The 21,451-nt window shown below is 47.4% G+C and carries 16 protein-coding genes; 5 read left to right on the plus strand and 11 right to left on the minus strand.

Features of this window, described 5'->3' with window-relative positions:
• Positions 1-148: 148 nt before the first annotated feature.
• The 8 genes from PEB0122_RS07505 to PEB0122_RS07545 all read right to left on the minus strand — a co-directional run bounded on the left by PEB0122_RS07505 (position 149) and on the right by PEB0122_RS07545 (position 10,660).
• A complete protein-coding gene (locus tag PEB0122_RS07505; protein WP_075868999.1) occupies positions 149-907 on the minus strand; it encodes an iron ABC transporter ATP-binding protein in 759 nt (252 codons plus the stop codon).
• Positions 904-1,767: an iron chelate uptake ABC transporter family permease subunit gene (locus PEB0122_RS07510; RefSeq protein WP_083639774.1), complete on the minus strand. Its 864-nt coding sequence runs from the start codon at positions 1,765-1,767 to the stop codon at positions 904-906. Before PEB0122_RS07510 ends, PEB0122_RS07505 begins: the two co-directional genes overlap by 4 nt.
• A gap of 553 nt (positions 1,768-2,320) precedes the next feature.
• A complete protein-coding gene (locus PEB0122_RS07515) occupies positions 2,321-3,277 on the minus strand; it encodes an ABC transporter permease (protein ID WP_075916857.1) in 957 nt (318 codons plus the stop codon).
• A 129-nt stretch (positions 3,278-3,406) separates the two neighbouring features.
• Entirely contained in the window at positions 3,407-4,336 is a 930-nt protein-coding gene (locus PEB0122_RS07520; RefSeq protein ID WP_075916493.1) for a siderophore ABC transporter substrate-binding protein, read from the minus strand.
• Positions 4,337-4,343: 7 nt separating this feature from the next.
• Positions 4,344-5,513, minus strand: coding sequence for an alpha/beta hydrolase (locus PEB0122_RS07525; protein ID WP_075916495.1), 1,170 nt, complete (start codon positions 5,511-5,513; stop codon positions 4,344-4,346).
• 51 nt (positions 5,514-5,564) lie between these two features.
• Positions 5,565-7,925 carry a TonB-dependent receptor domain-containing protein gene (locus PEB0122_RS07530; RefSeq protein WP_083650304.1) on the minus strand — a complete coding sequence of 787 codons (2,361 nt, stop codon included), beginning with the start codon at positions 7,923-7,925 and terminating at the stop codon, positions 5,565-5,567.
• A 979-nt stretch (positions 7,926-8,904) separates the two neighbouring features.
• Entirely contained in the window at positions 8,905-9,303 is a 399-nt protein-coding gene (locus tag PEB0122_RS07540; RefSeq protein WP_075916499.1) for a (R)-mandelonitrile lyase, read from the minus strand.
• A gap of 307 nt (positions 9,304-9,610) precedes the next feature.
• Positions 9,611-10,660 carry an NAD(P)-dependent alcohol dehydrogenase gene (locus tag PEB0122_RS07545; RefSeq protein ID WP_075868994.1) on the minus strand — a complete coding sequence of 350 codons (1,050 nt, stop codon included), beginning with the start codon at positions 10,658-10,660 and terminating at the stop codon, positions 9,611-9,613.
• A 209-nt stretch (positions 10,661-10,869) separates the two neighbouring features.
• On the opposite strand from PEB0122_RS07545, the gene PEB0122_RS07550 reads away from it, so the two are divergent.
• Positions 10,870-11,736, plus strand: coding sequence for an NAD(P)-dependent oxidoreductase (locus PEB0122_RS07550; RefSeq protein ID WP_246787453.1), 867 nt, complete (start codon positions 10,870-10,872; stop codon positions 11,734-11,736).
• 64 nt (positions 11,737-11,800) lie between these two features.
• On the opposite strand, the gene PEB0122_RS07555 is transcribed toward PEB0122_RS07550, so the two are convergent.
• Together PEB0122_RS07555 and PEB0122_RS07560 are read right to left on the minus strand one after the other, a co-directional pair.
• Positions 11,801-11,989, minus strand: coding sequence for a hypothetical protein (locus PEB0122_RS07555; RefSeq protein WP_075868992.1), 189 nt, complete (start codon positions 11,987-11,989; stop codon positions 11,801-11,803).
• 23 nt (positions 11,990-12,012) lie between these two features.
• Positions 12,013-13,029 (minus strand): LacI family DNA-binding transcriptional regulator, encoded by a 1,017-nt coding sequence (locus PEB0122_RS07560; RefSeq protein ID WP_075916503.1) that lies wholly within the window; start codon positions 13,027-13,029, stop codon positions 12,013-12,015.
• Between the two features lie 167 nt (positions 13,030-13,196).
• On the opposite strand from PEB0122_RS07560, the gene ptsP reads away from it, so the two are divergent.
• The 4 genes from ptsP to PEB0122_RS07580 all read left to right on the plus strand — a co-directional run bounded on the left by ptsP (position 13,197) and on the right by PEB0122_RS07580 (position 19,743).
• Entirely contained in the window at positions 13,197-15,698 is a 2,502-nt protein-coding gene (gene ptsP / locus PEB0122_RS07565) for a phosphoenolpyruvate--protein phosphotransferase (RefSeq protein WP_075916505.1), read from the plus strand.
• The gene (gene pfkB / locus PEB0122_RS07570; RefSeq protein ID WP_075916507.1) at positions 15,695-16,627 is read left to right on the plus strand and encodes a 1-phosphofructokinase; all 933 of its coding nucleotides are present in this window, start codon (positions 15,695-15,697) and stop codon (positions 16,625-16,627) included. The genes ptsP and pfkB overlap by 4 nt, the downstream gene beginning before the upstream one ends.
• Positions 16,628-16,654: 27 nt before the next feature.
• Positions 16,655-18,415, plus strand: a complete 1,761-nt coding sequence (locus PEB0122_RS07575; protein ID WP_075916509.1) for a PTS fructose transporter subunit IIC — start codon at positions 16,655-16,657, stop codon at positions 18,413-18,415.
• 446 nt (positions 18,416-18,861) lie between these two features.
• On the plus strand, positions 18,862-19,743 hold the full coding sequence (locus tag PEB0122_RS07580) for an HAD family hydrolase (RefSeq protein ID WP_075916511.1): 882 nt from the start codon (positions 18,862-18,864) through the stop codon (positions 19,741-19,743).
• Between the two features lie 93 nt (positions 19,744-19,836).
• Here PEB0122_RS07580 and PEB0122_RS07585 read toward each other — a convergent pair whose 3' ends face one another.
• Positions 19,837-21,225, minus strand: a complete 1,389-nt coding sequence (locus tag PEB0122_RS07585) for a histidine-type phosphatase (RefSeq protein ID WP_075916513.1) — start codon at positions 21,223-21,225, stop codon at positions 19,837-19,839.
• Positions 21,226-21,451 lie beyond the last annotated feature (226 nt).

The following is a 21,451-nucleotide window of genomic DNA, read 5'->3' on the forward strand; positions in this document are numbered from 1 at the left end:
TGCTTTCGTCCTTATTTTACACGATTTTTGTTTTTTCTTCGCTTTTTTCCGTCATTGCTTTTAATTTCTTTGACCGGTCGCTTTTTAAAGACTTTTATTTTTCTCACCTTTAAAAGTTTAAGGGTGGCAGAGTTTTTTTGAGGTCGGTCTAGCGGTAATAAACAGCGATTTTCTGCCCGTCTATATCTTTGACCTTGATGTCGATATCATAAATTGCCGAAAGGATTTCATCTTTCATGACATTTTCGGGGGCACCGGAATAGACGAGTTTTCCTTCTTTCAAAGCAATGATGAGATCGGAATAGCATGAGGCGAAATTGAGGTCATGCATCACCATAATAATGGTTTTTCCCAATTCGTCTGCCGCATTGCGAAGTCGCTTCATCATTGAAACGGCATGGCGCATATCAAGATTGTTCAATGGCTCGTCAAGCAAGATGTAATCGGTATTTTGAGAAATCACCATGGCAACAAAAGCGCGTTGCCTTTGCCCCCCCGACAATTCGTCAAGAAAACGTTTGCGATAGGGGTCAAGCCCCAGATAGCTAATGGCATTGTCGACAAATGTCTTGTCTTCTTTAGTCAAGACACCATGCGAATAGGGGTAGCGGCCGAAGCTTACAAGATCTTCCACAGTGATGCGCGCTGTGAGCGTGTTTTCCTGTCGCAGAATAGAAAGCCGTTTGGCAAAATCGGCCCCTTTGGCCTTTGTCACATCAATTCCGTCAACCGTAATTCTACCCTTTGTGATTGGCAGCAGGCGGCTTATCATGGTTAGAAGTGTGGATTTACCCGCACCATTCGGGCCGATAATCGAAACCATTCCACCTTTCGGAATTTGAAGCGACAAATCCTCGATAATGCTATTGTCGTCATAGCTTTTTGATACATGGCTAATTTCAATCATCTCAATTTTCCCTTGATAAGCAGGGTCAAAAACACAATGCCGCCGACAAATTCGATAATAAAGCTCAACCGGCTTGCCATATTGAAAAGCTGTTCAAGAATGAATTGGCCGCCGACAAGGAAAATAATCGAAAGCAGAATGGCAACCGGTAACACGCTCATATGTTTGGCAGTCGGTGTAAACTGGTAGGCAAGGCTTGCAACCAGAAGGCCGAAAAAGGTGACCGGTCCCACAAGTGCAGTTGAAACGGCAACCATAATCGAAACCAGCACAAGAATGCGTGTAACGGCCTGTTTATAATCGACACCGAGATTGATTGCCATATCGCGGCCTAACGCCAGCACATCGAAAAGATAGCGCATACGCCAGCCAATCAGCGAAACAATCACAACAATAATCACTGCAATGCCGATCAGATTGGTGTTAAAGCGGTTGAAATTGGCAAACATCACATCGGTGAGATTGACCGCCTCGTCGGGGTTCAGTTGCAGTTGCAACAACATGCGCAAGCTGAAAAACAGGCCGCCAAACACAACGCCAATCAGGAGTGTCATGTGCAGTCCCTTGATGGTTCCCGAAAAGAGCCATGTGAAAAGGCTTGTCGAAAACAGTGTGAGAATAAGCGCCACAACAATGAAACGCACTTCGTCGCTCACCCCGTAAATAACAGTCGAGCCAACAAAATAGACAACCACCGTCTGGATGAGGATATAAAGCTGGTCAAACCCCATAATCGAGGGGGTGAGAATCCGGTTGTTGGAAACCGTCTGGAAAAGCACCGTTGACACAGCAATGGTATAGGCAATCAGGATAAGCGAAACGAGTTTACCCAAACGGAACGGCCAGATCACAACCGACATATTCCATGAAAGATAAAGCGCAATAAAAATGGCAGCAACAACACCAAGGCCAATCACAAGCGGCAGTGTCGAGCGGATTTTTCTCGAATGTCCGGTTTTGCTGATGCTCAAACGTGCAGCACCTGTGCCGGTAATAGCCGTTTTGGAAGAATTTGCTTCATCCGTGCTGATAAATCCGGATTGAACAGCTGCATTTTCCCTGCTTGTTTCTTTGCCTAAATCCTTGTCTGTTTTCTTAGCCGGAATTTTGACTTCGTCAAAGCCTGCCTCGCCAATTCCGGCTTCGCCAATATCTTTTTCATCAATTTCCGCTTCGACAATATCGGCTTTGCCAATATCATTTTTTTGACTATCCGGCGCGCTGGCATCCGTTTCGATAATTTCTGTTTTTGTGAAATTATTCTCACCAATTGCTGTTTCGATTTGATCTCTTTCAAGAAGGCCGGCTGTGGCAATGCGGGGCTCAACCGTACTTGTTTCGGTGACGCTATTGCCGGCAGCATTTTGTGGCTTTTCACCTTTGAGAGCGGGCTTTTTATTGTCCGGTGTTCTTCTAGCCAAGGCGCTTTCTCCATTTCAAGAGAAGTGCGATGAAAAGCACACTGCCAAGCACGCCCATAATGGTTCCAACCGGTATTTCTGCCGATTTGCTCATCAACCGGCCGAGAATGTCGCAGGAGAGCACCAGTCCCGCACCTGTTATCATGACAAAAGGCGCAGTGCGGCGCATATTGTCGCCCATCACAATAGAAACGATATTGGGCACCACAAGGCCGATAAAGGGTATCCGCCCGACCGTGCAGATAACGGTTGCCGTTATCATGGAAATAATCACAAGGCCGAAAAGCATAACTTTTTTATAATCAAGGCCGAGATTACTGGAAAAATCCTCGCCAAAACCGGCAACGGTAAAACGGTCGGCCGCAAGATAGGCAACAAGGCAAAGCGGCAGCGATAGCCACAGTAATTCATATTTGCCTTCAACCACCATGGAAAAGCTGCCGAAAAGGTAGGATTGCAGCGAAGGCAACAGCATTTCCTGATCGGCAATGCCATTTGTAAGCGCACCAATCACATAGCCGAGCATGATACCCGTTAGCGGCACAATCAACACGGATTTAAGCGGTATTTGCCGCAACAAAAACATGAAAATCAGCGAGCCGAAAAGAGCAAACAGGGCGGCCACCAGCATTTTTAAAATCACGTCGAGACCGGGGGCAAATATCATCACCACAAGGATGCCGAGCGAGGCCGATTCAACGGTTCCGGCTGTCGAAGGTTCGACAAAACGGTTCCTTGTCAGCATTTGCATAATCATGCCGGCAAGGGCAAGTGAAGCGCCGGAAAGAATAAGCGCAATGGTGCGCGGAACACGGGTTTGGAAAAATACGAGGAAGCTGTGCTCGTCACCGGCAAGAAGGCCGGAGAGGGTAACACTGGAAAACCCCAGAAACATACTGATAATCGACAGGACGATAATAACCGTTATGCCAATAATAAGAGAGCGCACTTCAATCTTTACCCGATTAAAAAACATCAGAAGCCGGCAGATCAATCTGCTGCTTCCGATGTTTAAGCGTTAAAGCTAAAAACAATCAACCCGTTTCATGACTTTTCAAGTCAACAACAGGCTAAATGCTTATTTTGCTTTTGAAAATACGTCATCAAGTTGATCGGCTGTCTCATGAAGACCCGAAAGTCCGCCACCGATAAGATACCAGTTTTGCGGGTCGAGATAAACGATATGCTTGTTCTCTGCCGCTTTGGTTTTGTTGATAAGGGCATTATCAAGCAATTTTGCTGCCGATTCCCCTTCACGGCCAATGGCTGCATCACGGTCGATCACAAAGAGCCAGTCCGGATTGGTTTCCAAAATGAATTCGGGTGAAATCATCTGCCCGTGATTTCCTACTTCCAGTTTGTCATTGGCGGGTTTTACGCCAAAACCGGAATGCAGCAGGCCGAAACGCGAACCCGGTCCGAAGGCGGAAATTTTGCCACCGGTGGTCAGAACAAGAAGACCTGTTCCTTTGTCAGCCGCAAGTTTTCTTACCTCTTCAAGCTTTTTGTTAAGGCTGTCGATTTCGTCTTTGGCTTCTTTCTGTTTGTTAAAAATCTGGCCCAAAATTGTCACATTACGATCAACATCGGCAAGATAATGGTTGTTGTTGACTGACAAATCGATTGTCGGGGCAATTTTTGCAAGATCGTTGAATTTCGGTGCCGAACGGCCGGCAATAATAATAAGATCGGGGCGCAAGCTTGCCACTGTCTCGTAATTGGGCTCGAACAAGGTTCCGACCTTGGTGTATTTTGCATCATTATATTGCTCGAGATATTTCGGCTTTATCCCTTCCGGAACACCCACAATATTATCAATTTTTAACCGGTTCATATTGTCGAGCGTGGCAAGGTCGAACACCACAACCCGTTTCGGACTATCGGGAATAGAGGTTTCACCGGCGGCATGTTTAATGACAACATCGGCACTTGCCGGTGATTGAAATGACAAAACGGAAGCCAGTGCACCAAAGAGCAGTGCGGCGAGAGTATTACGTCTATTAATCATTTTTACCTCATTTCTTTTCGACTGGTTGAAGGGAGTTTGCGGGAGACCTTTGTGGTTTGAAATTTTTTGCGTTCAACGCGAATTGCAGACAGTCTTTGATCGCAGGCGCAAGCATTGTGCCGTGGTTTTTATCGGAAAAGCTGTAAAACGTGTTGTCAACTGCCTTTGCCTTTCTCAAAATCTCTGAAACATCTTTGCCATTCGGGCCGGAATGTAAATCCTTGACCGGCTTTTTATTCGTTTCAGTCACACTCTTATGATGGGTTTTAATGCCCGATGTTTCAATCAAAAGTCGTGATTTTAACCCTTCCGGCTTGTTATAAGCGGCAAGTTTTTCCATAAATTCATGCCCGTTCCACCAGATTGACGGGTCGGCAGCGCAATAGGTAGCAAAACCGTGATTGCCCGCCGATAAAAAACTCTTCATCACAAAAAGCCCGCCAAGCGAATGGCCGAAGAAGGTGATATTGTCGCGATTAACCGGCAGGTGCTTGAATACTTCCGGCAAAATCTTTTTTTCGATAAGGCTTCGAAATTCTTTATCACCGCCGGTTTTTGGCGCTTCCATGCCTTCACGCAGCGGAATTTTATCAGCCGGTGCATAAGAGGTGAGTTCATAAAAACGGCGTTTCACAATCTCTTTTTTCTCGTCTGTCGGATAGCCGATCGCCACAATCACGGCATCGGGTGCTTTCTCGATTGCCGGTTTAAAGGTTGTGTTGCCATCAAGGAGCAAAACAAGCGGGAACCCCCCTCTTGGTGCCGGCTTTTCCGGCACAGCAATAAACAGGCGATAGCGCCTTATCCCGTCGTTTTCGTGGCTCTTTTCGGCCGTGTTTTCCTTTCCATCTTCTTTGCTACCGGCCGGAATTTTTGCCGCTTCCGGTGGTAACAAAGCACTATGTCCATCCACAAGAGAAACTTCTATATCTTTGGTGAGGATGCGCATTTTTTCTGTATTGTCGTTTTCCGCATTGGCAAAACCACAGGAAAGGCCGAAAAAAAGGCTGGCAACAAAAAGAGCAGACATCTTCAAGCAGGAAAATGAAAAGCGGGAAAATGGTAAGACTTGCAAGTGGCAAGCGCCCGCCCGTTTTGCCGGAAAAAGCACATTTGCCGGAAACAGGGAAGGCCGGTTTTTAAAAAACCGGCGCATAATGGTTTTGATGTTTTTCATCAGCTATGAGCTTTCAAAATTAATTCTGTCCTTCAAGAATTCATCCTGACTTCAAAATTGCGAGTTCATGCTCAACCACAGGCGGCGGCCTTCCACCACATCATTGAACTGGTCAACACCGACACTTTTGTCAAAGAGGTTGTATATTGCGGCATTCAGTTTGACATTTTCGGAAAAAGCGTAAGAACCGCCAATATCGAAGGTGACATAATCATCATATTCACGGCCGACAATTTTACCGTTTTTGTAAACCGCCTTACCGGCAGTACCGGTTCTGAAACCCGCATTGGTTTCCTTGCCGTGATAGGTTGCGGCAGCAAAACTTTCGAGCTTTTCAATCGGTGTTTGCCATTCGGCACGCAGATTGGCCATGTGTTTTGGCGTTCTTGCCAAAGGCAGCCCCTCATAATCGCCGCTCTTCTGTTCGGAATGGGTGTAGGTGTAGTTGGAACGGAAAGTCAAAACATCTATCGGTTTCCATGAACCGGTAAGCTCCACCCCTTGCATCACAGCCTTGTCGATATTGAGGTTTTCATAAAGCACATAGTTCGGATCAACCGACCATTCGACCTGCTTGCCATTGGCATCGAGAACCTGCCGGTTGGTGATTTTGTCTTTGAAATCTGTATAGAAATAGGTTGCCCCCAATTCGAGATTATCAAGATTGTCCCAAATGGTGGAAAATTCATAAGAGGTACTTTTTTCCGCTTCCAGATTGTCGGCACCGATAATCACACCGCAACGGTTGCGCCCTTTCGGAGGATTGCGCCCATAAAAGCAGTTACCACCTCCGGTTGTATAAGCATAACCGGGTGCAATTTCACGAATTTCCGGTGCTTTGAAACCGGTTGAAACACCGCCTTTAAAAACAAGATTGTCGGTCGCATGCCAAACAGCATAACCGCGCGGGCTCCAATGTTCGCCATAAATCTGGTGGTGGTCCATACGCACCCCGCCGGTCAAAGAGAATGTATCGGTGAGCCACCATTCATCTTCTGCAAAGCCTGCCCATTGTTCAATGGTGAACTCTTCATCAAGTCCGGTGCGCATGCCGGGGTTCTGGTCGGTCAATGCTCCACGGTTGAATTGCCCGCCGGTTACCAATGTGTGGCGGCCGAAAATGTCGAACGGGGTGGTAAATTTTCCATCCACCACAGTGTTTCTTATTTCCGGCGAACGCAAATTGGCAACATAATCGTGGGTCGGTGTGTCCCATGTGTAATTGGTGCGGTTTGCGGTTTCCTGCAACACGGAAAAATCGGCAGTGGTAAAGCCGTAACGGCCGGTATAGCCGATAACCCAATGGTCACGATCATTTTTGTTATAGGTGTCAACCGGCTTGCGGCTGATATTTTCGGTTCTCTCGATATTGTGGCCTACCGAACTATAGCGGCGCAATCTCGTGTGACCGGCTTCAAACGTTAAATCGTTGTTTTCGTTCGGCGTTACAGTAACCTTGCCGGTAATGTCGATTTCCTTTTTCTTCGGAGTACCGGAAATAATATCGTCTTCCTCGCGCCCCAAGCCTCTTCCCCAAAGCTGCATTCCAACAACCTCGGGCGCCAGAGGGCCGCCAACATAATAGCTTCCTTGTGCGGTATTGCCGAATTTGCTGTACTGGTTTGCCGTGCCATCAATGGTAAATGAACCGGTCCATTTTTGCGGCACTTTGCGGGTGATGATATTGATAACACCACCCATCGCATCCGAACCGTAAAGCGAAGACATCGGCCCGCGCACAACTTCAATCCGCTCGATTGCGGCAGCCGGCGGAATGAAACTCTGCTCGAAACCTGAATTGCCATTGGTGCGTGCTTCACGTGTGCTCTGGCGTTTGCCGTCAACCAGAATAAGCGTATAGGCACCGGGAAGCCCGCGAATGAAAATATCCTGTTCGGCGGCCGTTCCCGTCACAGCAACACCTTGAACATTCCTCAAGGCATCGGTCAAATCGCGGAACGACCCTTTTTCGATTTCCTCGCGCGGGATAACCGAAATGCTCGCAGGCGCATCTTTCACAGTCTGTTCGAAACCGGTCGCACTTACCACCACTTGGCGTAACATTGTGCCTTCATTGGCAAGTGGAGCCGGATTATCAGCAGAGGCAGCAGAATTCGAAGCGGTTTCACTATTTTCTGTTGCCGCCTTTTCCCCTGTCGCATTTTGCTTTTTATTCGCAATAGAGGGTTTGCTTTGTTTGCCATTATTGGCAATTTTTATGTCGTCATTGACTGTCTCGGCAAAAGCTGTGCCATCAAAAAATAGGCTCGTTGAAAAAATCGTGCTGCAGCTAAGTGCAACCAATATTTTTCGGCTTGCGTCGAAACCTTTTCTCCCCGAGAAACTCTCATCCGCACCGAATTCTTGGTTCCAACCGGTTTCGGTTTTCGCTTTGAAGCTTTGGGCAGCCATGTCCCTTTGGCTTTTTTGAATTTTCTCAGCCGTCATCGAATTCTGACAAGCCAAGAATTCCTGATCGTTTGAAAAATGTTCACCCTCAACGCGTCCGGTCGGCATACTCAATCCCTCGAATTTAAAGTTGATAAAAAAGGTATAGAATTGAGAAACAGTTAGAAAATATTTAAACCTAATGTCAACACTCAAGTTTTAGAATAGTTCAAAATTTGAGTAAAACACATTTAATAATAATCACTTAGAAACGAAAAAAAATAAAATTCAAAAATATAGAATGCAACTATCGGCATGTGGAAAGTTTTTCATATCACCTTATACTATTTATTTATAGGGGTGAAATAAAATATATTTGCGAATCGCAATTTCATATAGGCAGATTTTCTGTTTCAATATTATAAAATAGGCATTAAAATAATCGCTATATTATTATAATTATTTTAAGTAGTTATGAATAAAAGCGTCGAATAAAGCAAAAAATAAAGAGAAATATTCTCGTATACAGCCTTGAAAAGGCCGCGAATGACGTGAACTCAACCAGCCTTTTTCTATATTTTTCTCCCCCGTCGGGGCGTTTCAATTGGTGAGAGAAGGTCACTGAAAGCCGGTTTAATTGATAATGATTTGGCTTTTAAAAACAGGCGTGCGGAATAGAAAACTGGAAAGCGGCTTTTCAAAGTTTGAATTTTCAAAAAGCCCGAATTTTTAAAAAAACCGGTTTTAAAAAACTGCTTTGGTTTTATGCACGCCCGCCGAAGGCAATTGGCTCTCGATGGGTGATTTTCATTTCCGGCAAGAAACTTTCTAACAGTTTCCAAGGAAAAAAAGAAACTTTGTCACAGTTTTCAAGAAAACTTGCGCACCATTTGCCCAAAGGGGGCAATCAAGTTTCTTGCCGGTTTTGTAGCATTTTATAATTTCAGCATTTTTTGAAATGCAGAGGTGTGATGGAGTGCAAGGTTTTGGAATTCAGCTTTCTTTATTTTCCCTTATATTGCTTGTCGGTCACTTCTTCCATCCAGTCGGCACTTTTGCCATTCACCGTTTCCTGTATGGCATAATGTGACATTGCCGTGTCGGGCGCTGCTCCATGCCAATGTTTTTCATTGGGTTCAAACCAGACAATATCACCGGCAAAAACTTCTTTCACTTCTCCATTTTCGCGGCCGATAAACCCGCGCCCGAATGTGATAATCAGAGCCTGCCCCTTCGGGTGGGTGTGCCAATGCGTGCGTGCTCCAGGCTCGAAGGTGACATGACCGGCAAGAAGGTTTGACCCCTCATGCGGGTCAATTGCCGGATCAAGTCTCACCCGACCGGTAAAAAATTCTTCCGGAACCTTGCCGGAAGGGCGGCTGCCACTTCTTTTAATTTCCATTGTTTTTCTTCCCTGAAATGTAGTTGGTTATGAATTCCGGTTTTGCTTTGGATTTGAATATTCAAGCGCTGTCCGTAAAAACACTTTTCCAAGCATTTTTTGAAAGCACATGAACATGATTGTTTGAAAGCTTATGGGCTTTGCCGGTTGGTGCTTTCGCTTGTTCGACCAAAGCAGCGCCGACAAGGCTTGTTGTGAGCGGGGCTTGTTGTGAGCGTTGCTTGTTGTGAGCGGGGCTAATAACAAGTCCCGCTTTCTCAACTCGAAAACCTTTTTCCGGAATGAATTTTCCCGAACAATGAAGTTTTCAGAATGAGGCCATGTCGATGACAAAGCGGTATTTCACATCGCTTTTGAGCATGCGTTCATAAGCTTTGTCGATTTCTTGTGCTTTGATAAGCTCGATATCGGCGGTAATGTTGTGTTTGCCACAAAAATCGAGCATTTCCTGTGTTTCGGCAATGCCGCCAATGCACGAACCGGCAAGCGAACGACGTGCTGTAATAAGGTTGAAAACGCCGACCGGCAAAGGTTCGGCCGGTGCACCGACCTGCACCAATGTGCCATTGACTTTAAGAAGGTTGAGGTAAGCGTCGATATTGTGCTTGGCGGCAATGGTGTCGATAATGAGATCAAGCGTTTTTGCAGCTTTTGCGAGGTTTTCGCTGTCGCGTGTCAAAACCACATGATGGGCACCAAGACGACGCGCATCGGCTTCTTTGGAAGGCGAGGTGGTGAGCATCGTCACATCCGCCCCCATAGCGTGGGCAAGTTTCACCGCCATATGGCCCAAACCGCCAAGACCGGCAACCCCCACTTTCATACCTTTTCCGGCTTTCCAGTGGCGCAAGGGCGAATAGGTGGTAATGCCCGCGCAAAGGAGCGGTGCTGCTCCTGCAAGATCAAGATTTTCCGGCACCGACAAAACAAAATTGTCGTTCACCACAATGCGTTTGGAATAGCCGCCGAACGTATAACGGTCTTTTCCGGTTTCAGGGTCGGGGCTGTTATAGGTAAGCGTGTTACCCTTTTCGCAATATTGTTCAAGTCCGGCACGGCAGCAATCGCACGTTCCGCAGGAATTGACCATGCAACCCACGCCCACCGTGTCGCCTTCTTTGAAACGCGTTACTTTTTTGCCCACGCGGCGCACCTTGCCGACAATTTCATGACCGGGCACACAAGGGTAAATTGTGCCCTCCCAGTCACTGCGCGCGGTATGAAGGTCGGAATGGCAGACGCCACAATAAAGAATTTCAATATCCACATCATGGTCAAGCGGGTCGCGCCGCTCGAATGTGAAAGGGTGGAACGTTTTATCAGGGCCGTCAACGGCAAATGCATCACATGTAAACATATAGGGAATTTCCTTTTGAATATTTGTTGTGCTATCGGTTTTGCTTCATTTTGCTTTATCATTTTCCGGTTGATAACAACTATATTCTTCAAGACGAATTTGATAAACTCTATCAGGATCATTGGGCTTATGAATATTTTTCATAAAACCCGACAAATGAAAATAATCGAATGGAAAAATCATCGAACGGCAAAATAGAAAGTAGCAAAATGGCAAAAGTGGCTTTTATCGGTTTGGGTGTAATGGGCTATCCTATGGCAGGGCATTTGAAAAAAGCCGGTCATGATGTAACGGTTTATAACCGCACGGCAAAAAAGGCTGAAAAATGGGTAGAGGAATTTCACGGTAAAAAAGCCGATACACCGGCCGAAGCGGCAAAGGGGCAGGATATTGTTTTTGCCTGTGTCGGCAATGACAATGACATAAGGGAAGTCACAACCGGCAAGGATGGCGCATTCAAAACAATGGCAAGGGGGAGCGTTTTTGTCGACCATACGACAGATTCTGCAAAGGTTGCCCGCGAGCTTGAAGGGGAAGCCGAAAAATGCGGTATCGGTTTCATCGACGCGCCTGTTTCAGGTGGTCAGGCCGGTGCCGAAAACGGCAAACTCACCATTATGTGCGGTGGCAAGAAGGATATATTTGAAAAAACTGCCGATGTGATGAAAGCCTATGGCATTTCGGTAAAGCGGCTTGGAAAAAGCGGTAGCGGGCAATTGTGCAAAATGGTCAACCAGATTTGCCTTGCCGGTGCTGTTCAGGGGCTTGCCGAAGGGCTTGCTTTCGGTAAAAAAGCCGGTCTTGATATGAACGAGGTTCTTGATGTCATTTCCAAGGGGGCGGCCGGTTCATGGCAAATGTCGAACCGCGGCACCACTATGGTTGAAGGCAAATTCGATTTCGGTTTTGCTGTCGACTGGATGAGAAAAGATCTCGGCATCTGCCTTGACGAAGCGCGGGGAAACGGCGCGGTTTTGCCCGTCACTGCTCTGATCGACCAGTTTTATGCCGATATTCAGGCAGAAAATGGCGGCCGGCTTGATACGTCAAGCTTGATCAAGCGGCTCCCGCAATAATCGCGCGACAATCATTCATCTGTTGCAGTTGTTTTCGTGGCATTCCGGTGAATGCGCTACGCGTTCATCGCCGGTCAAATAACAAGCCGCCTGCTTTGCCTGAACCATTCTTGCAAGCAGCAGCTTTATTTGCCGTTTGAACCCGCGCAGCAAAATCGGCCGGTTCAACACTCACGCGTATTTCATTGAAAGCGTGGGTTGACGTGAAGCATCGGGGGCGTGAACCCAATTCCGGAAGCTCCAAATGTGCCAAAACAAGAAAGCTCCTGCCTTATTTCATTGAGTGGTCGTGCGGGCTTTCAAAGTTGAACCGCGAACAATCAATTTGCTTTTCAAAACGGTTTGCCGCACCGGTTTTAGCGGGTTTTCAAGCCTTTCCATCAAACAGTGATAGGCTTCGCGGGCAATGTCGCCCACCGGCTGGGCAATGGTTGTAATGCCGTTAAAGACGAGTTCCATCCATGGTTCGTCGTCAAAGGCTGCCAAAGCCAGTTGATCGGGCACAACAATACCGGCTTTGTTTAAAAATGCCGCCGCTTTCAAAGCGAGAACCCCGTTGGTGACAATAAGCGCATCGATTTCGGGATTATTTGCCAGCGCATTTTTTAAAGATTTCGCCACATTATCTTTTTCGTGTTTTATGGCTACACTTTCACCGGAAAGGTGAAGTGCGTTGATTGCCTCCTCAAAGCCTTTTTGCCGTTCAAAACCGGTTCGGCTATCAGCTCCATAAAGGCAAAGAATGTGCTTTCTGCCATTTTCGTAAAGGTGGTGCACAAGCTTTTTGGCGGCTGCAAGATTGTCGATAAGCACTGAATCATAAATCATTTCATCGGGCTTGCGATCAACAAGAACAAGCGGGCGTTGCAGTTTTGCCGGTCTCGTTTTGCGGCTTGTTATGTGTTTGCGGCTTGTTAAAAGCGTGGGAGCAAGAATAATACCGGCAACGTTTTCTTCTTCCATCAGGTCGAGATAGGCCTTTTCCTGCTCGGGATTTTCATCCGTGTTGCATAAGATCACATGCTGGTTGCGGGTTTTTGCAATGTCGTCGATTGCGCGGGCAAAGCGGGTAAAAAACGGGTTTCTGATGTCGGCAATGATAAGGCCTATCATATCATTGCTATGCCCGCGCAAACGGCGGGCGGCAAGGTTCGGCCGGTAACCCGAGGCAAGGATTGCCTCCTCCACTTTGCTTTTCAATTCATGGCTCACAACTTTGCCGGAAATCGCACGCGAAACGGTGGCAACCGAAACACCGGCAAGTTTTGCAACATCCTTGATTGTGGCAGCCATTCGAATTTTCTTTCTTTCCTAGTGCGCGAATACGATAAATAGACGTTTTTTCCTTGAAAACGTTTCCAGAATTTGCTGTAGAATTATATGACAGAATTAAACAGTTGCTTGATATATTTCAAGAAAACGTTTTCAATTCATTTTGAAAAGCCCAAGGGAGGAAACCCGTGGCAGCAGCATCTGAAAAGACAGCAATTCTTTCCGAAAATGCAATTTTGTTGAATGCGGATTTTTCCGACAAGGAGTCGGCCATTCTTGCCGCCGCTCAACTTCTTGTTGATGAAGGCGCAATTGAACCGGCTTACGGGAAAAGCATGTTGGCGCGTGAAAAGGTTGCCAATACGTGGCTCGGTTCAGGCGTTGTCATTCCCCATGGCATGGTGGAAGACCGCAACCTTGTCAACCGTGATGCGATCTCGGTTATTCAAGTTCCAAATGGGGTGGACTGGCAAAATGGCGAAAAGGCAAAACTGATTTTTGCCATCGCCGCCAATTCCGACGGCCATATCGAAATTTTAAAAAGGTTGACCCGACTACTTAGCCATCCCGATGCGCTGCAAAAACTTGAAACGACCACCGACAAATCGGTCATTATGGCAGCCCTTGTCGAAAATGACGAAGCACCGCAAAGTGAAGCCGCCGATCTTCGGGTGACCAAAGAATGGGTTCTTGATTATCCGTCCGGTCTTCATGCGCGTCCGGCGTCGATCTGGGTGGAATTTGCCAAAAAAAGCGGGCAAAAAATTCTCGTCCGCAATGGCAATAGTCAGGCCGATATGACAAGCCTTGCCGGTCTCTTGCAACTTGGCGGAAAAAATGGTGACAGGCTCGTTTTTTCAACCGACGCGGAAAATGGTGAACAGCTTCTGGGGGAAGCGGTTTTAATGGCAAGAAAAATCACCTTGAGCGAGAAGGAAGCAGCCGAAAAAGCCGAAGTGAAACCGAAGAAAATTTATGGCTTCCGGCCACCTTCAGGAAAAGCGGGCATTGACGGCCTGTCGGCAAGCCCCGGTCTTTCAGTCGGTACAATTTTCATTCTGGAAAACGGGGCGGGTGAAGTCGAAGATAAGCCCGGCAAACTTTCTGAAGATGCCGCACGGCTTGAAAACGCTTTGGGGCGCACCAAAGACAAGATGAAAGCGATTGTCGATGATGTGACCCGTCGTATCGGCGCGTCGGATGCTGCCATTTTCAAGGCACAGGCCACCCTTCTTGATGATGATAATCTTATCTCTTCTGCCTGCCATTTGATGGCGGAAGGCCATGGCGTGGCATGGAGCTGGAACAAGGCGGTCGAAGAGGCGGCCAATGCCCTTCAACATATGGATAATCCTTTGCTTGCCGCCCGCGCGGTCGATTTGCGCGATGTCGGCGGGCGTGTCCTTGCCGAGATCGACCCGCTTTATGCCAAAGGCTCGTTCGAGAATATCGGTGAAGGGGCAATTATTGTTGCGGAAGATTTAACACCTTCTGATACGGCCAATCTCAACCCTGAAAAAGTCCACGGTCTCATCACGGCATCGGGCGGGCCAACCTCGCACACCGCCATTCTTGCGCGCACTTTGGGAATCCCTGCGCTGGTTGCAGCGGGAAACAAGGTTTTTGAAGCAAAGAATGGCGAGAGCGCGATTGTCGACGGCTATAACGGCATTTTATATCTTTCGCCCACGAAGGAAGATGTCGAGACTGCACAAAAGCAAATCGTCAAATTGGCAGAAGAGCGTGAAAAAGAAGTTGCCGAACGTGCCAAGCCTGCAAAAACCACCGACGGACATGTAATCGACATCGCCGCCAATATCAACCGCCCCGATCAGGTTGCCTTTGCATTGGATGAAGGGGGTGAAGGTGTGGGGCTGATGCGCACGGAATTTTTGTTTCTGGAAAGCACCGAAACGCCCGACGAGGAGACGCAATATAAGGTTTATCGCGATATGCTTTCGGCATTGGGTAGCAAATCGCTTATTATCAGGGCGCTCGACATTGGTGGCGATAAACAGGTTGCCCATCTTGATTTGCCGAAAGAAGATAATCCGTTTTTGGGCGTGAGGGGCGCGCGGCTTTTATTACGCAGAAAAGACCTGCTGGTGCCGCAATTGCGCGCAATTTATCGCGCCGCCAAAGAAGGCGGCGATCCGTGGATTATGTTTCCGATGATTATGTCGGTGAACGAAATTAGAGAGTTGAAAACGCTTGCCGAAGAAATCCGCAAAGATCTTGCCGCACCGGTTTTAAAAATCGGCATTATGATCGAAGTACCAGCGGCTGCCATTATGGCCGATATTTTTGCTCCCCATGTCGATTTCTTTTCAATCGGCACCAATGATCTGACCCAATATACCATGGCGGTTGACCGGCAAAATCCCGATCTTGCAGCCGAAGCCGACAGCCTTGATCCGGCAGTTTTGCGGATGGTGGAAAGAACCGTTTCAGGGGCGGAAAAAGCAGGCAAATGGGTAGGGGTTTGCGGCGGCATTGCCGGTGACCCGTTCGGGGCGATGTTGCTTTCGGGCCTTGGTGTCAATGAATTGTCGATGACCCCGCGCGATATTGCAACCGTCAAGGCAAGGCTCAGGGCAAAAAGCCTTGCCGATATGCGCAAACTTGCCAACAAGGCTTTGCAATGTGAAACCGCCGAAGAGGTTCGCGCCCTTGACGAGGCCAAGTCATGAAAATTGCAACACTCACCGTCAATCCGGCAATTGATGAAACAATCCATTTGAAAAAGCTTGAACGCGGGCATGTCCACCGTGCCGAAGAGGCACGTTTCAATGCGGGCGGCAAGGGGATTAATGTGGCAGCCTGCCTTGCCGATTTTTCTGTTGAAACGGCGGTGACAGGGTTTCTTGGAAGCGCCAATAGCCGACTTTTTGAAGAGCTTTTTCAAAGTCACCATATCGAAGACCGCTTTATCCGCTATGAGGGTAAAACGCGCACCAATATCAAAATCGTTGACGAGAGTGAAACCACCGACATCAATTTGCAAGGGGTAAGCCCGACGGTGGAAGAAATCGCAAAATTGCAAAATATTGTCGATGATTTTCTTGCCGAAGGCGCGCTTATTGTCATGAGCGGCAGCCTTCCCCCGAAAATGGATCCGCGTTTTTATAGAAACGAGGTTGAAAGGGCAGGAAGTGGCGCAAAAATTATTGTCGATTGCAGCGGAAAAGCGCTTCAGGAATTGTTGAAAGCGGAAAAACTTCCCCTTGCTATCAAACCCAATATTGACGAGCTTTCGGCCTTTTGCGGCCAAAAGCTTGAAAATGAGGGAGAAGTTTTAAACATTGCCCGCTCGTTGATTGACCGTGGAATGGCACTTGTTGCCGTCTCTATGGGCGAAAAAGGAGGGCTTTTTGTTTCCCGTGAAGGGGCAATCCACGCGCAATATTTGCTTTCGGGCGTCAAAAGCACAGTCGGGGCGGGGGATGCCATGGTTGCAGGCATTGCAAAAAGCATTTCCGACAACGCAAAACTCGAAGATATTGCACGCCTTGGTACAGCCTTTGCGGTTGGCAAACTTCAAAAATTCGGACCGGCTTTGCCGGAAAAAACGATAATCGAAAATTTGGCTCAAAAGGTAGAATGTCGGCGGGTCGGTTGATCGCCGCATTTGAACGAGGAGAACAACATGACTTTGATAGCCTTGATAGATGGTGCGGGCGGTGGTGTGCATAGTTTGCTTGCCCGCGAAGTTCTTCAAAAAGCCGCAAGCGAAAGGGGCAAATCTTTAAGCCTTGAAATCGTCGAGACAGGAACCTTGCCGCGCATTCCCAAAGATGCCGGTTCCGATACATTGCTGCTTGTGAGCAACAATCATGATTGGCAAAACGATCATTTGAAAAGCTTCAAAGGACAACTACAAAGACTGACATTTGAAGAACTCTTCAAAAACCCTTCTGCCATTATTTTTTCGGGAGATGGCGAAAATGATCCGGTAGAAAACGGAACAGAAAAAATGGCAGGTTCTGATCAACTTCATCCGGAACTCAATGATGCCAATCGCAGCCTTAAAATTGTCGGTGTTACATCTTGCCCGACCGGTATTGCCCATACATTCATGGCGGCCGAGGGGCTTACAGAAGCGGCCAAAGCTTTAGGCCATGAAATCAGGGTTGAAACGCAAGGGTCTGTTGGTGCCGGCACACCTTTGACGGCGGCCGAAATTGCCGCGGCCGATCTTGTTATTATTGCCGCAGACCGCGAGGTTGACCGCACCCGTTTTGCGGGAAAACGCGTTTATTCCTGCCCGACAAAACCGGCCATCAATAATGGCGAAACTTTAATAAAAAAAGCCATTGAAAGTGCCGAAGTGCAAAAGCAGAAAGCGGTTCAGGACGGGGAAAGTTCTGAAAGCAGCGAAACTGCTGGCGGTGTCTACAAGCATTTGATGACCGGTGTGTCCTTCATGCTTCCCTTTGTTGTTGCCGGCGGGCTTTTGATTGCGTTGTCCTTTGCCATTGGCGGCGTTGGTGTCACCAATCAGGAAGGCACATTTGCCAATGCACTTTTTGTCATCGGCTCCAAGGGCGGTTTTGCCTTGATGGTGCCCGCACTTGCGGGCTTTATTGCCTATTCGATTGCCGACCGGCCGGGCATTGCACCGGGGATGATCGGCGGGTTACTGTCGCAAAATATCGGCGCCGGTTTCATTGGCGGTATTTTTGCCGGTTTCATTGCCGGTTATTCGGTTCGCCTTGCCATCAAGTGGATCAAATTGCCCAAAAGCTTGCAAGGCTTGATGCCGGTTCTGGTCTTGCCACTCATTGCCACATTGATAACCGGCCTGTTGATGATGTTTGCCATCGGAACGCCGGTCGCAGCGCTTCTTAATTTCCTCACCGAATGGCTCAAAGGCTTGCAAGGAACCAATGCCTATCTCCTTGGCGCCATTATCGGCGGCATGATGGCGGTTGATATGGGCGGGCCGGTCAACAAGGCAGCTTATGCAACTTCGGTTGCACTCATTTCATCGGGCGTTTACGGGCCGATTGCTGCAACCATGATTGCCGGTATGACTCCGCCCATGGCTTTGGCACTTGCCGCATGGATTTTCCCCAACCGCTTTACAACCGATGAACGCTCCTCGAAAGTATCAACCTTCATTCTGGGACTTGCTTTCATCAGCGAAGGGTCCATTCCTTTTGCCGCACGCGACCCGTTCCGTGTTATCCCCGCGCTGGTTGTGGGCTCTGCCGTTGCCGGTGCGGTCGCGTTGGGGCTCGGCACGGGCTTGCGTGCACCCCACGGCGGCATATTTCTTGCCTTTATTCCAGGTGTCGTCATCAATTATGTCGGCTATTTTGCAGCACTTATTATTGGGACAATTGTCACCACGATTGTGCTTGGCATTTTGAAACAACCGATTGTTGCGGTAGAAAAAAAGGCCTGAACACTATACTTTCCTTTCCGCCATATGGTTTATGGCGGAAAGCGGTTTTATAAAACGAGCTTTGCAAAATTTTGCTTGGAGCGCGAGGCCACAAAAGGGGCTTGAAGCCACAAAACCGGAACAGCTCTTTTGAAAAACACTTGCCGGTGAAATGCTCACAGCCATTCTCCCGTCAGACTTGCTTTAAAAAACAAACAACGCTTATTTGCAACTGATGCATTTTGTTTTTTAAATTGGGACGCGAAAGTTTACGACTGACATTAAAAATATTCATTTTAAAATCTTAAGTTGTGGAAACACTGTTCGCTAAAGACATGCAATAAATACATTGCCTTTACTTGCTTTTTCTCCGGTGAGAGATTTTATTAATCGGTGCACACCGTGGCGGGCTTTTGAAAAAGCTTCTCGAAACGCAAGCCAGAAAGGCAATCTGAAAGGCAAGGTTGATGACAAATAGCAAACCGAAAATGGCAATCGCCTATGACTTTGATGGCACATTGGCCGACGGTAACATGCAGGAAGCGCAGTTTTTGCCCAATATTGGTATGAAACCGAAAGAATTTTGGGAAGAGGTCAATCAACTGGCAAAGAAAAATCAGGCCGATAACGTGCTCATCTATATGACACAGATGCTCCGCAAAGCCGATGAGGCAGGCATTTCTGTGCGGCGTAAAGATTTCAAGAAATTTGGCAAAACGGTCAAATTGTTCAAAGGTGTCGAAAGCTGGTTTCAACGCATCAACATTTACGGAAAATCAAAAGGGGTAGAGGTCAAACATTACCTGCTCTCGGCCGGTAATTATGAAATTATTGTCGGAACGGCGATCGCAAAAGAGTTTTACAAAATTTACGCCTCCAAATTTTTGTTTAACCCCAGTGGGGCTGCTTTTTCTCCGGCCTTGGCTGTCAATTACACAACCAAAACACAATATCTTTTTCGCATCAATAAAGGCGAGTTCGATCTGAGCGATGATGTCAAAGTCAATCAATATGTGAACAAGGCAGACCGTCCCGTCCCCTTTGAAAATATGGTCTATATCGGTGACGGGACAACAGATGTTCCCTGTTTTCGCCTTGTCAAAGATCAGGGCGGGCTTTCTATTGCGGTTTATAAAGCCAATAAAAATGGCGCACACGAAACGGCGTCGAAATATATTGATGATGGCCGTGTCCAATGCGTTTTACCGGCAAATTATTCGGAAGGGAGCAAGCTTGAAGAGGTGATCAAGGCCAATATTGATGTTGTTGCCGCACGCTCTGCCCTTAAAAATCTGCTCTATCATAAAAAACAGCCGCGAAAAGTCCGTGCAAAAAAGAGCGACCAATAGTTACCTCTTTTCAAGAGCCCGCAATAAAATGACCGTGAGCAAAATACGCTCCTCTTTGCCAAACGTGCAACGCCTCTTCAAACTGATAAAGCCTCACTTGAACAGCGGAAGGTCATCGGGAATCTTGTCTAGTTTATCGCGATAGAGGCTTACAAAAGTTTCAAGATCACAAAGACTTTCAAGATTAGAAGGATTATTTTTCGCGCTTTCGTCTTTTCCGGATAAACTGCATTCCGGATTGGTATAAATTTCGTGGGCAATCGGGTTTTTCTCTGAAAGCGGCGTTAAAAACCGCCATTCGTCAAGTGTTCGCGCGACAAATGACAATTGCACAGCTAAGCGGCCGGTTTTGTTATTTTTATAACGCTTGAATATCAACATGCCACCGGGGGGAATATCGTCTGCCGGATAGGAAGCAAGTTTCCAATGAAAATCCAATATGGTTTTGATTTGTGAAATATTGGTGTCGTGGCCGACAAATATAACAAGGGGTGCGGCAAGTTCCGGAAAGCTCGGTTCGCCTCCCGACGTTTTATCGGCAAGGAGGCTATCGGTTATTTCATGCATTAAAATATTGCCGCCGGTTCTTGCAATTTCCATTGTATTGTCAAGAAGATCATATTTTGCTGCATGAAGGCTCATGAGTTTTAACACATCGCCCGCATTTTTTACGTGCCCGAATGCAACCTCTTGAACGGGTAATCCTTCACTATATTGCAAGCGGATTGTTTCCGAAATTGCACTGGCAGACGAGACGGGGCCGGTCAATTTGTATTTTCCCGATTTTGTTTTTTTGAAGCCCCATTTTTCATCAAGAAATTGGCAGTCTGTCACGCCGGTTCCACACACGGTTTGGCGCAACCACTCCACATCATCGGCATATTTTTGTGCCGCTTTTTCGGCCGAACCACCCATGGCTTCCATCACTTCATCTTCAACTTTTTTCTGGTCCGGTTGCGCTAACCCCATTTCCACAGCCTGAAAAAGCGGGTCTTTTTTTTGAAGCGGCAAATGGCTTGGCGTTATACCGCATCCGGGAAACATACCGTCGGTTAAAGCTTGCGCTGTTGCAACAGTCCGCTCGATCGGGCTTGCCCGGATGAAGACTTCATTTTTTTTCGGGCAAGGGGAGGAGAGTGCAAGCCCTTCGCTTTTCCAGTTTTCAAACATATAGCGGGATTGGTCGACAATACCGGCATAGCCATGACCGCTCAAATTTCCGTCGGGCACTATCCATTGAGGCCATTTTCTGCCGGTTGCTTGGTCGAGTTTTGCGGTGTCGTTTTGCGGGCGCACGCCATGGCGCATCAAAACCACCACCTTGTCCAATGTGTAATCGGAAAAATCCTCACCGGCTATCGCTTCCGGCTTCGATATAGAAAAGTTCGTTAGCAAAACGACAATGAAAACCGCCATCAAGCGGCATATTTTAGCCCACAAAAAACGGATTGTTGTCATAGACATGTCGGTTGATTTTTTCATTGTGTGATCGCCTGTCGGTTCCGGCTTTAAAAAATTGTCGTTTTACTCAAAAAATTTGTCATCTATCGAAAATAGTCATTACGCGCTTTTTTGACAGGAAAGAATTTAAAAAAAAGCCGGATATTTCCCGCCTGTTGCGTCCGGTAAAATCACAAGCAGTGTTAAAAAATCACATCTTTTTTTTGCCGTCACCAAGCACAAAATAGCTGGAATGATGACAAGTCCG

It is taken from the genome of Ditibartonella apis (assembly GCF_001952075.1).
Taxonomy (GTDB): domain Bacteria; phylum Pseudomonadota; class Alphaproteobacteria; order Rhizobiales; family Rhizobiaceae; genus Bartonella; species Bartonella apis.